Genomic DNA, 12382 nt, shown 5'->3' on the forward strand with positions numbered 1-12382 from the left:
CTTTTCCTTGGCTACGGCCGGCGCGCGAGCCGCCTTACAGCGGCGCGTCTTGGGTTTCGTTGAATTTTTTGAGGTGGGCCACTACACGCTGATCAAGGTCAGGCTTCCACTGTGGCGGCATCACCTTCGGGACGAGGGCTTCGATACGCTCTATCTCGGCCAATGGCGCCAGGCCTTGAATGATCGCTATAGAAAAACTATTCCAACGATAGATCTCCGTCGAATCCATGGAGCTCAAGGCGGCAAAGCTGGATTCACGTTGCGCATTGGTCATCGGAATGGCGGTATGGAGCGAAGCTGGGCGCTTTCGCTCCCTGCCGAACCTACACAGTGGTCTCACCTAACACCGTTACTAGCGCCGTCACTGGTAAGACGATTTTGCCTGCCCTGGATAATTCACCCGCCTCGTCTGAGACGCCAGTCTCACCCCGATCTGCGGCTGCCTGGCACCTCTGAACGGCAACAGGGTGCCCACGCTAAGCTCCAGCCGCGCCCCTCCAACAAAAGCTATACAATTCGGCGCCCTATTCGAGCTGTAGAGATTCATGCGCCTTCTGCTTTCGCTCTTGCTGACCACCCTGCTCGCTGCCTCCGCTCAGGCGGCAGCGCCTGATACCTTCGGTGAAGCCAAGGTAATCGCCAGACAAAAAGTCTATTTCGACCAGAACACGAGTGCCCAAGGCGACCTGTATTGCGGCTGCCAATGGCAGTGGGTCGGCGCGTCTGGCGGACGCGTCGATGCCGCGTCCTGTGGCTACCAGGCCCGCAAGCAGGAGACTCGCGGCGAGCGCACGGAGTGGGAGCACATGGTGCCGGCCTGGACCTTCGGCCATCAGCGGCAGTGCTGGCAAAATGGCGGACGGAAGCATTGCGTGGCCGATGATCCGGTCTTCCGTGCCATGGAGGCCGACCTGTTCAACCTCTACCCCGCCGTCGGCGAGGTGAACGGCGATCGGGCGAATTTCAACTATGGGATGGCTCAGGGCGTGCAGCCTCAGTACGGTCGGTGCGCGACGAAGATCGACTTCCAGGATCGCGCAGCGGAACCGCGCGATGACGTCAAAGGGCTGGTCGCCCGCGTCACCTTCTACATGTTCGACCGATACGCCTTGAACATGTCCCGCCAGCAGCAGCAACTGCTCATGGCGTGGGATCAGCAGCACCCGGTCACGGCGTGGGAGCGCGAGCGTGATCAACGAATCGCCGCGGTAATGGGCCACCCCAATCCCTTCGTGTCCGGCGAGCGGCATTGGACCCTGGGCTATACCCCGGTCGGCGACGGCGTGGTGAGTCCCCTGCCGTCGAAGACACCCGCGCCCGTCGCGCCGAAGCAGCCGGATAGCCCCGTGCAAGCCCACCCGGGACTGGTCATCGGCAATCGCAACAGCCACGTCTATCACCTGCCCGCGGGGTGCCCGGGCTACACCCAGGTTTCGCCCAGGAACCAGGTCCCCTTCGCCTCGGAAGGCGAAGCGAAGGCGGCGGGTTTCACCAAGGCCGGTAACTGCGCGCACTGAGGTCGCTGCTACTAAAGCCGGATTTGCCCTGATAGCGGCGCGGCGCTATCCAGTTCGGAATACCGGGCAGCGCTGCCAAGGCGTCCAGCGAGGTAGCGGAATTCGTCGTTCAGAACCGGGCGATCAGGACGACACCGGCAATCATGAACACCGCCCCCAGCAGCCGCCAGCCGTTGAGCGCGTGCTGTTCCATGGAAAACAGGCCGAAATGATCGATCACCAGGCTGGCGATGAGGTTTGCGGTGATGGTGACGCCATTCACCGGTGCCGCGCCGAGACGCTGGATGAAGATCAGCCCTGCAAACACCGCGACGGCACCGGCGATGCCCCCCAGCGGCGCCCACCAGGGCATGTCGCCAATCTGGCTGACCGACGGCAGGGGCTTGGGCATGCAGATCAGCAGGCCAACGGACACGAAGGTGACCATCACGAAGGAGACCGAGGTGGCCAGCCAGGGGTTCACCAGCGCCTTGTTGAGCGAGCCGTTCATCGCCGCGCCGGCGGCCTGCAGGAACCCGGCAACTACGATGAGCAGGTAAGCAGAATTCGCGATATTCATGGTAGTCGTCTCAGTGCGGACCGTAGAGGAAAGGCGCAGGGCCGAGTCACCGACCAGGCGAGCCAAGGTTACGACTAGGCGCTGATTGCAAAAGTGCCGACAGCAAGGCTACGAACGGCTCTGCGACGGGGCCCAAGCCGCTTCCCGCGCCCGGTTCCACTGATGAACGTGAGCGACGCCGCTCGTCGCAGGAGTGGCCGCCCCTGGATCACCGCGGCGAGCTCCTTGGGCAACAGGGGTCGCGAGAGGGGGCTCGGTCTTCCTGGACCTCCTTCCGCCCCAACGCCTGAACTCCTGGTCCTGCCTGGCCGCGAGAAATCGACCCCCCCCGCGAGACCCTCGATGCCGCCTTGCCAGACCCGCTCAACGCCTGGCGTCCGTCTCGGGAGCGGTAGTCGCCCCCATCCTGCTACTGTCCTTCGACGAGCCGGCGCCGACGACGGTTGCCTGCTTACCCGCTGCCCGGCGTGCTGACCGTCCGGCGGCGCAGCATCGGCTGCGTCGCCGACTCCTTGGCCACTGCTCCAGCTCCATTGAAGAGGAAGCCGCATGTTGATAGCCCAGTTCTCCGACACCCATGTCAGGCCGGCTGGCCAGCGCTACCAGGACCAGGTCGATGCCAACGCCATGCTCGACGCGGCGGTCAAGACCTTGCTGGCGCTGGCACCACAACCGGATGTGATCCTCTTCAGTGGCGACCTGGTCGACTGCGGCAGTCCGGCCGCCTACGAAAAGGCCCGGCAGCTGCTGGCCCCCTTGCAGGTGCCTATCCTGATGCTGCCGGGCAACCATGACGATCGTCAGGTGATGGCGCGCTACTTCCCGGGGCAATGCCCTACGCCAAACCTGCTCGACTGGAGCGCCGTCCATGCGCGTCCAGACTGGCCGTTGCGTATCATCGCCCTCGATATCGGCGTGCCGAACCAGCATCACGGCGACGTCACCGCCGCCCATGCGCACTGGCTGCGCCAGCGACTCGACGAGGCACCGGACACCCCGACCCTGATATTCATGCACCAGCCGCCCGTCGACAGCGGCATCCCCTACATCGATGCCTACAAATGCCTGAACGGCGAGCGGCTGGCCGAGGTGGTACGCGACTACCCCGTCGTCGAGCGCATCCTCTGTGGTCACCTCCATCGCTTCATGACCCTGCGCTTCGCCGGCACCCTGCTGTGCACGGCGCCGAGTACCACCACCGCGATCGCCCTGCGCCTGGACGCGCGGGCGACCGAAGCCTCCTATGTCGAGCCACCGGCGCTCCTCCTCCACCACTGGACCTCCGCAGGGCTGATCACCCACTGGTATCCGGTGGGTGACTTCCCTGGGCCCTACCCCTTCGCGTGAGCGACGACTGGCCTGCTCCAGCGTGGCGACTCACCCGGACGCGGCGTTCTGACCAGGAATGGAGGACGCCGGCAATGGCCAACGCACCACAATATTCGGCATGCCCCAGGAGGCGAACCGGCCAAGACCCCACGCGACCCAGGCTGGCCCAACACCGATCCAGGCTGCACACTCGGAAGCCATGACCTGCAGCCGAACGAAGGCAATGCCATGCGCGACCTCGTCTATTTCATCAAGGTGGCCCAGCTGGGCCATCTCGGCCGCGCCGCCGAAGCCTTGCACCTCTCGCCGTCGGCGCTCTCCAAATGCATAGACCGGCTGGAAGCCCAGTATGCCGCCGAGCTCTTCCAGCGCGTCGGACGCAGCATCCGCCTCACGGAAGCCGGCCACCTGCTGCTGACCAATGCCGTCCAGGTGGAGCGCCTGCTGGACCAGACCCAAAGGCAGACCGCTTCCCTCGGCCAGGGGCTGAGCGGCAGCGTACGCGTCGGCGCCGCGGCCACCAGCGCCGACTACCTGCTGCCCGCCGCCTGCAGTGCGCTGCAGATGGAAGCACCGGCGGTGGTGGTCGAGTTGCAGATCGGCATGAACGATGTGCTGCGCGATCTATTGCGCAAGGGCCTGCTGGATATCGTGGTCGGTCCCCTCGGGCAGGATGATGAAGAGCTGCACGAGCAGCCGATCAGTGCGGACGAAGTGGTGGTGGTCGCCCATCGCGACCATCCACTCTCGACCGGCGTAGCCGTCGCGCTCAGCCGCTTCGCCCACCACCGCTGGTTGCTGTCGCCGCCCACCGTTGCCACGCGCCAGTGGCTGGACGCGGCCTTCGTCCGCCACGGCCAGCCGCCCCCGGCCGTGGCGATCGTCACCAACTCGATCGCGGCCGCACCGCAACTGATCGCGGAAACCGGGCTGCTGAGTTTCATTTCGCGGCGCAACCTCAGCACCTTCGGCCGCGCCTACGACCTGGTCGAGGTGGCGGTCGCAGCCAATGCCCTGACCCTGGAACGCCGCTTCGGCATCCTCCGTCGAGCAGGCAGCTACCTTTCCCCGGCGACCACCAGGTTCATCGAATTACTGAGTGCCTCTGCCTGACCCTTTCCCTGCAGGAAAGGTTAAGTGAGAAATCGCCAATGGAATCGAAGGATGAGTGCCGCAATACTCGGCTGACAAGAACGACAGCCGGAGCTCACTCATGCCCTACACCCTCCTCGTCACGGCGCCCACCTTGGCGCCCGCCGGACGCGCCCTGCTCGACGCCGGTCACCATCGGGTGCTCTACATCCCCCAGGGACAGGGCCCCGCCGATATCGAGCGGTTACTGGCCCAGGAGCCGGTCGACGCCATCATCTCCCGCACCCTCGACCTGACCCCCGCCGCGATCGCTGCCGCCCGGCACCTCAAGGTGATCAGCAAGCACGGCGTCGGGGTGAGCAATATCGCCGTGGAGGCCGCGACGGCACGGGGCATTCCGGTCTATGTCACCCCCGGCGCCAATGCCCAATCCGTAGCGGAGATGGCGCTTGGCCTGCTCCTGGCCGCGTCTCGTCGGATCAGCTGGATGGACGCCGAGCTCCGCGCCGGTCGCTGGTCGCGTGCCCAGGACGGCCTGGAACTGAACGGCCGTACCCTCGGCCTCGTCGGCTTCGGCCAGGTTGCCCGTAGGCTCTGGCGCGCCTGCCAGGCGCTGGGGATGCAGGCGGTCGTCTACGATCCCTTCCTACCGGCCGCTGCCGATCTGCAGGGGGCGCGACGGGTCGCGACGCTGGCGGAGCTGCTGCCCCTCAGCCAGGTGCTATCGCTGCACATCCCGTTGACGCCGCAAACCCGTGGCCTGATAGGTAGCGCCGAACTCGCCGCCCTGCCCGCGGACGCATTGCTGATCAATACCGCCCGCGGCGAAGTGATCGACGAGCCTGCCCTGGTCGCGGCCCTGAGCGCCGGCCGGCTGTTCGGCGCCGGCCTGGACACCACGGCGGAGGAACCGCTGTCACCGGACAGCCCGTTGCTCGCCCTGGATAACGTCGTGCTCACCCCGCACGTGGGTGGCTCCACACCCGCCGCGCTGGCCGCCATGGCCACCGGCGCCGTCCGCAACGTACTCGGCTTCCTCGACGGCCATCCGCCCGCCGTGGAGGCCTGCGTCAATCCTGACGTCCTTTCCTGACCCCCCGAGGTATGCGATGACGACTACCGCTGAATGGCCTGCGGGCTACCGGATCAATCCCCGCGTCAACACCCTGGATCCCTCGCTGGTGGAGGCCTTCCGGCCGGTTCCGGTCGCCGTCGCCGGCGATTGCCTGGGGCGCTGCATCGGCGCCCGTGGCCTGCGCGCCTACCATGGCGACCCCTCGCTGAAACTGTGCGGGCCGGCCTTTACCGTGCGCGTCCGCCCGGGTGACAACCTGATGGTGCACAAGGCCCTGATGATGGTCCAACCCGGCGACATCCTGGTCATCGATGGTGGCGGCGATACCAGCCAGGCGGTGATCGGCGGGCTGGTCCGCACCACGGCGCTGCGCGTGCAGCTCGGTGGCATCGTCATCGATGGTGCCGTCCGTGACCTCGAAGAACTCGCCGAAGGCATCGTCCCGATCTTCGCCGCCGGCCACACCCACCGTGGACCGAGCAAGGACGGGCCCGGTGAGATCAACGTCCCCATTGCCTGCGCCGGGCTGGCCGTCCTGCCCGGCGATCTGGTGCTGGGCGATGCCGATGGCGTGCTGGCGGTCCGTGCCGAAGAGGTCGCCGCGCTACTGCCCCGCACCCAGGCACACCTGGCGCGCGAAGCGAGCATCCGCAAGACCAACGAAGCAGGCACGGCCGATCCCGAGCGCTTCGATGCCTTGCTGCGCGCCAAGGGACTGCCCCTCTAGCGCGACCTCCGAGGCCGGTGGCAGACCGGCCTCGCCTGCCTGACAACTATAAGAAAAAGGTCCAATCATGCTGATTACGCTCAGTTGCGCCATGCTGGCCTGCTTCATCTATGCCTTGATGAGCAAGCGGCTATCCGCCCTCACCGCGCTGATCCTGATCCCCACCGTTTTCGCCCTGATCGGCGGATTCGATGCCCAGATGGGCAAGTTCGTCATCGACGGCGTGAGAATGGTCGCGCCCAATGGCGTCCTGATGATCTTCGCCATGCTCTATTTCCTCACCATGACCGAAGCGGGCATGTTCGACCCCCTGGTGGCACGCATCGTCGGCGCGGTGCGTGGCGATCCGGTGCGCATCTTCATCGGCACGGTAGCCCTGGGCTTCATCGTGGCGCTCGACGGTGATGGGGCGACGATCTACATGATCGTGCTCTCCGCGTTCCTGCCGATCTACCGGCGCCTGGGCCTTTCGCTACCGATGGTATGTTGCCTGCTGCTGCAGGTCGCCGGGTTGGGCAACATGGTGCCCTGGGGTGGCCCGACGGCGCGAGCCGCCACCGCGATGCACGTGGACATGGCGGAGATGTTCGTGCCGCTGCTGCCCGCCATGCTCGCCAGCGTGCTCTATACCTTCGGCCTGGCCTGGTGGTTCGGCCGCCGTGAGCGGGCACGCCTGGGCGGCAGCATCGACCTGAACGGGCATTTCGCCGATCACCCCCAAGGCGGCGGCAAGGGTGGTTGGCGCCTGCTGTTCAACTGGGCGCTGACCGGCGCCCTGCTCCTGGCCCTCTGCCTGGAATGGCTGCCACTGGCCTACCTGTTCATGATCGCGGCCTGCCTGGCGCTGATCGTCAACTTCCCCGGCCTCAAGGCCCAGCAGGATCAACTCGCCCTGCATGCGCCGCCGATCCTCGCGGTGGCAAGTCTGATCTTCGCCGCCGGCGTCTTCACCGGTATCCTCAACGGTACCGGCATGGCCAACGCCGTGGCGGGTGGCCTGGTCAAGGTCATCCCCCCTGCCCTGGGACCCTACATGGCCGTGCTCACCGCGCTGGTCAGCATTCCCATGACCTGGCTGGTCTCCAACGATGTCTTCTATTTCGGCATCCTGCCGATCCTCGCCGAAACCGCCCAGCACCACGGCATCAGCGCGGTGGAAATGGCCCGCGCCTCGCTGATCGGCCAGCCCGTCCATATCCTCAGCCCGCTGGTGGCGTCCACCTACCTGGTGGTCAGCATGCTCAAGCTGGACTATGCCGAAAACCAGAAATTCACCTTGAAATGGTCGGTGATCAGTTGCCTGGTCCTGCTGCTGGTGGCACTGCTCACGGGCGTGGTGCCGCTCTCAGGTCGCAGTTAACCATCACCGGCGTGACCCAGCCTGCCGATCGACAGAGCGGCCGGATGCACCTGCCTGGCAACCGTCATAGGTCCCGGTCCAAAGACTCTGGCCTCGACGCAGGCGTCTCGCCTTGCGCGCTTTAACGGCCGGGACCGGCAGTGGATAGATCGGGGGCGGCGCACCAACCGCCCGGCGCGGGAGGCACCCAGGCTCGGCGTGAGGTCGCTGTGCGACGAGGTCGTGAGGGAGCGATCGCTGGGATGCTCCTACAGGCAGTAGGAACAGCGCCCGGCAACAGCGGATTCTCTGGGAGGCCCAGGCCCGGGACCCTGGCGCTTTCGCCTCGCCAGGGTCCGCGACTCAGGCGTCCGGATCAGAACGCCAGGGTGGCCTTGGCGATGAGCTGCCGCGGTTCGCCGATGACGATCGCCGGTGAACCCAGACCGCTGGACGACACGTAGTAACGCTCGTCGAAGGCGTTCTTGAGGTTCAGCTGCAGAGTCAGGTCCTGCTTCTCGAGAGGGATACGATAGGCGATGAAGGCATCGGCCACCTGGGCGGAAGGCAGGTAGTACTCCCGATTGGCGCTGCCCGCGGATCCATTGTTGACACCCCAGCGACTCATATAGCGAACGCCAGCGCCGGCGCGCAGGTCACCCACGCCCAAGCGCCCGAAGTCGCGGGTGAGATAGAGCGAGGCGGTATGCTTGGAGACCCCGTCGATCGGCTGGCCCTTCAGGATCGGATCTTCCAGCACCTCGGTATCCGTGTAGGCGTAACTGCCCGTCAGGCTCCAGAACTCGTCCAACTCGCCGGTCACGTCGAGTTCGAGGCCCCGGGACCTTACCTTGCCCGATACTCGGGTGCAGGTTTCCGTGCCGCAGGTTTCGCTCGTCTGGACGTTTTCCTTGACAATGTTGAAGAGCGCCGCCGTCGCGGTGATCCAGTCGTTCTGGAACTTGGTCCCGATCTCGTAGGCTTTGCCCTCCTCCGGCGGCAAGTTGCCGATGGGCGTGGCGATCGACGTATTGGGGCGGAAGGACTCGGTATAGCTGGTGTACAGGGACCAGTCGGGATCGAGCTTGTACACCAGGCCGACCCGGGGAACCACCTTGCCGTCACTGACATCGGACCCGACCACGAACGGCCGGCCCTTGCCGGTGACCTCATCGAAATGGTCGTAGCGGATGCCACCCTGCAGGATCCAGCGCTCGCTCAGGTGCAGCGAATCCTGGAGGAAGACGGCGTAGGTCTTCAGCTCGTCGGTCTGGTCGCTGTCCCTGGCGCTGACGACACTCGGCAACGGCGCCCGGCCATAGACCGGATTGTTGAAATTGAAATCGACGCGCTGGCTATTGCGCAGCAGATCGCCAAGGGTGCGATCGTTCTTCATGTAGTCGACGCCCACCAGCAGCTCATGGCGGAGACCACCCCAGTGGAGATCGCCCAGCGCGTTCACCGTGGCGGTATGGGCGGTCTGCTCCGCATCGCGCGTGGCATCCGCCCGACGGGTCACCGCGCCGGTGGTGTAGTTGGCCGACATGAAGCGTGACTGGTTGTCGTTGTAGTAGTTGTAGCTGTACCCGTAGCCCAGGTTGAGCTTCCAGTCGTCATTCAGGCGATGAGCGACCCTGAGGTTCACCGCATCCGAACGCCCGGTGGTGACGTTGAAGGGCTCGTCGAGACGTCGATTGCGCGGGATGTCCAGCACCTTGCCCGTGAGCGGATTGATCTGCGTACCCCGGTCGAAGGGTACCGAGTACTCCATGTGCTCGTAGGCGAGCAGCACCTCCGTATCGGTGTTCGACCACGACAGCGAAGGGGCGACGACCGTCTGATCGATGCTCCCGAAATTTCGCCAGTAGTCGTAGTGCTGATCGTCGATGATCAGGCGATAGGCCAGCGCGCTCTCGCCGAGCGGGCCGGTGGTGTCCAGTTGCGTCCCGCCGCCACCGAAACTGCTTCCCCAGGCCGAGAGCGAGGTGGCTGCCACTGGTTGGGGCTTTTTCGTGACGACGTTGATGACGCCGCCCGGGTCCTGGACGCCATACAGCATCGAGGCCGGCCCCTTGAGGATCTCGATACGCTCGGTGGTGGGCGTGAAGTTACGGGCCTGCACCGACTGCATGCCGTCGCGCATGATCGAGTTATCGCGGTTGGTGCCAAAGCCGCGCTTCTGGATCGCGTCCTGCGTACCGCCGAGGGTATTGCCCTGCTTGACCCCACTGACGCCGTTGATGGCTTCGTCGAGACTCAGCGGCGCGCGGTCCTCGATGACCCTCTGGGTGACCACGTTGACCGACTGGGGGACATCGACCAGCGGTGTTTCGGTACGGGTCGCGACCGAGGCGCGCGTGGCCTGGTAACTCACCTGGCTTTTGCTCGTGGTCTCGTCGAGACCATCGCCGGCTGCCTCGATGTTGACCTCACCCAGCTCGACCGGCTTTTCGCTCACGGCCGCGGCAGCCCAGGTCGCCTGAGGGAAGGTGCTGGCAACCAGGGTAAAGGCGCAGGCGTTACGCAGGATCGGCCAGCGGGGCGTGGCCGTGAATCGCGGGGATTTCATTGAGGTAGACATCCAGTCTGATACGCAGGGCGAAATGATATCGCAACCTCATGCTATCGATAATATTTATCATCTAAATCACGCCCCGCTTCGCTATCGCCTGTGCTCGGATGGTCCTCCAACTTCCTCTGGCGGAGCATCGATGGGCCGTTTGTTACACGGTGTTTCCAATAATCGCCATCGTCGATCGTCCGCTGCCTCTGTCGTGGCACCTCGGTCATCGCCCTGGCGACAACCCCATGGCGCGGGAACACCTCACCCAGACAGCTTCACTCACGGCGCGCTGCGGGTCGGTCGAAGCAGAGGGCGGGTAGTACGAGAACACCGCACCGGATAACCCTTGGCGGCGGTAGCGCCCAGCGTTTTACCGAACCACCGTCGATAGCCTATCTTCATACCAACGACGTATCGCGTTGAAACTTGAGCCAAGCCTTAGTCAATACCCTGACCCATGACGAAAAAGCCGCGCCCCCATCATTTAAAGCAAGCGTCAACGCACGAGAGAAAAGAGCATGATCCGTGACAAGGAAAAAGACTGCCTGCTGATCAATATAAACGAAAAATTCGAGCTTCTTTATTGGTCGAGAAAACCAGGTATCTCTACCGACGTGTAAAAAACGGTGGTCAAGGAGGTGGGCGCCAGGGTGAGCGATGTACGAGGACGCCTCGACTCGAAGGAATGACCCCAGCTACTCAAGCCAGGAAAATGGCTGCTTCCCAGGAGATAGAAAAACAGAATCCTTATATTTTTTTGATCACGGCATGACTATTTTTTGACAATTCGAAAGCGATGATGCGCACCTCGCTGGCCATTCCGCCCAGCCCTTCTTCCAAGCGTATCTCCCGAATGGACAAACTCCCGCAAATCACCTTGGCTTTCTGGGTCATGAAGATCTGTGCAACGACGTTGGGTGAGACGGCCGGCGACCTCGTTTCAATGACGTTGGACGTTGGCTATGCCCTGAGCTCAGTCATCCTCATCAGCTTTTTCATAGCGACTCTCATCGGTCAGCTGTCAGTACGCCGGTACCATCCACCGCTCTACTGGACAGTTATCCTGGCCACCAGTGTGGCGGGAACCACGCTGTCTGACTTCATGGATCGCACGCTGGGCTTGGGCTACGCGACCGGCTCAGCCATCTTGATCGCGATCCTCGCCGGCATCTTTCTCATCTGGTACCTGAGCGAAAGAAGCCTTTCAGTAAGCAACATCACCAGCCGCAGGGCAGAGCTTTTCTATTGGTTCGCGATTTTGTTCTCGAACACCCTGGGTACAGCGCTAGGTGACTATCTGGCTGATGATTCGGGCTTGGGTTTTGCCGGCGGCGCACTGCTTATCGGTAGTCTCATCGCCTTGATGGCGATACTTCATTACACCAGCAAGATTTCGTCAGTCCTGGTCTTCTGGATTGCCTTCGTACTCACACGTCCTTTCGGCGCCACCTTGGGCGACGTACTTACCAAGCCCCACGACCATGGCGGCCTCGACTTCGGCACAGTAGGCTCCTCGTTGGTATTGCTTTCGATTCTACTGGCACTGGTCATCTATGCGTCAATGAACAATCAGCGCGCAACATCCAAGAACCAGCAAGCTTAGTCCCGATCTAAAAGTGCGAGCAATCGCAGGCGGAATAATAGGGACGCTTTTTTACACCCCATAGACATTGAATCGGGTTATCGAACTGCACCCGCTCTAGAGAAGGCTTTCATGGCGATTTGCCGTCACTTAACGCTTTAGAGCGGATCAAAACAGTACCTCCAGCTATGCCATGAGGCGCTTCGCCAAACACGGGCTACGCTAACTCAAGTGAACTTTGGTTACTGGATGCCGTGTTATGACAGAAGCGCTTCAAAACTCGGGAAACATCAACGTCGATCTGCCCTTCCTACCCTTCTCCCGTCCCAGCATTGGGCCCGACGAAGTGGCTGCCGTCACTGAGGCACTGACCTCCGGCTGGATCACCACCGGGCCAAAGGCAAATGCGCTTGAGGAGCGCTTCGCTGCCTCGGTGGGCGCTGCCCATGCGGTGGCCCTGTGCTCGGCCACCGCCGCCATGCATGTGACCCTGCTGGCGCTGGACATCGGCCCAGGCGACGAGGTGATCACCCCCGCGCTGACCTGGGTGTCGACCGCCAACATGATCACCCTGATCGGCGCCACCCCGGTGTTCGTCG

Annotated in this window: 11 protein-coding genes; 8 read left to right on the top strand and 3 right to left on the bottom strand. The window is 63.7% G+C overall.

Annotation, left to right across the window (positions count from 1 at the left end; all coding sequences use genetic code 11):
* Positions 1-34 precede the first annotated feature (34 nt).
* Complete coding sequence (locus FSV73_RS03895; protein ID WP_145004083.1) at positions 35-274, bottom strand: hypothetical protein; 240 nt, start codon at positions 272-274, stop codon at positions 35-37.
* Positions 275-545: 271 nt separating this feature from the next.
* Here FSV73_RS03895 and FSV73_RS03900 point away from each other — a divergent pair, with 271 nt between their 5' ends.
* Positions 546-1517, top strand: a complete 972-nt coding sequence (locus tag FSV73_RS03900; protein ID WP_145004086.1) for an endonuclease — start codon at positions 546-548, stop codon at positions 1515-1517.
* A gap of 109 nt (positions 1518-1626) precedes the next feature.
* Here the strand turns inward: FSV73_RS03900 and FSV73_RS03905 are convergent, their stop codons facing one another.
* Positions 1627-2076: a DMT family transporter gene (locus tag FSV73_RS03905; RefSeq protein ID WP_145004089.1), complete on the bottom strand. Its 450-nt coding sequence runs from the start codon at positions 2074-2076 to the stop codon at positions 1627-1629.
* A gap of 549 nt (positions 2077-2625) precedes the next feature.
* Here FSV73_RS03905 and FSV73_RS03910 point away from each other — a divergent pair.
* The 5 genes from FSV73_RS03910 (at position 2626) to FSV73_RS03930 (ending at position 7659) form a co-directional block, all read left to right on the top strand.
* Entirely contained in the window at positions 2626-3423 is a 798-nt protein-coding gene (locus tag FSV73_RS03910; protein ID WP_145004092.1) for a phosphodiesterase, read from the top strand.
* A 210-nt stretch (positions 3424-3633) separates the two neighbouring features.
* Positions 3634-4518, top strand: a complete 885-nt coding sequence (locus FSV73_RS03915) for a LysR family transcriptional regulator (RefSeq protein WP_145004095.1) — start codon at positions 3634-3636, stop codon at positions 4516-4518.
* Positions 4519-4618: 100 nt separating this feature from the next.
* Positions 4619-5590 (top strand): hydroxyacid dehydrogenase, encoded by a 972-nt coding sequence (locus FSV73_RS03920; protein ID WP_145004099.1) that lies wholly within the window; start codon positions 4619-4621, stop codon positions 5588-5590.
* A 16-nt stretch (positions 5591-5606) separates the two neighbouring features.
* Positions 5607-6299, top strand: coding sequence for an RraA family protein (locus FSV73_RS03925; RefSeq protein ID WP_145004102.1), 693 nt, complete (start codon positions 5607-5609; stop codon positions 6297-6299).
* 67 nt (positions 6300-6366) lie between these two features.
* Positions 6367-7659 (top strand): CitMHS family transporter, encoded by a 1293-nt coding sequence (locus FSV73_RS03930; protein WP_145004105.1) that lies wholly within the window; start codon positions 6367-6369, stop codon positions 7657-7659.
* A gap of 355 nt (positions 7660-8014) precedes the next feature.
* Here the strand turns inward: FSV73_RS03930 and FSV73_RS03935 are convergent, their stop codons facing one another.
* The gene (locus FSV73_RS03935; RefSeq protein ID WP_145004108.1) at positions 8015-10207 is read right to left on the bottom strand and encodes a TonB-dependent siderophore receptor; all 2193 of its coding nucleotides are present in this window, start codon (positions 10205-10207) and stop codon (positions 8015-8017) included.
* Positions 10208-11054: 847 nt separating this feature from the next.
* On the opposite strand from FSV73_RS03935, the gene FSV73_RS03940 reads away from it, so the two are divergent.
* Positions 11055-11804: a COG4705 family protein gene (locus FSV73_RS03940; protein ID WP_145004231.1), complete on the top strand. Its 750-nt coding sequence runs from the start codon at positions 11055-11057 to the stop codon at positions 11802-11804.
* Between the two features lie 238 nt (positions 11805-12042).
* A partial coding sequence (locus tag FSV73_RS03945) for an aminotransferase class I/II-fold pyridoxal phosphate-dependent enzyme (protein ID WP_145004110.1) occupies positions 12043-12382 on the top strand: 340 nt, incomplete at its 3' end.

Origin of the sequence: Pseudomonas oryzihabitans (assembly GCF_007665395.1) — a bacterium.
GTDB classification, from domain to species: domain Bacteria; phylum Pseudomonadota; class Gammaproteobacteria; order Pseudomonadales; family Pseudomonadaceae; genus Chryseomonas; species Chryseomonas psychrotolerans_C.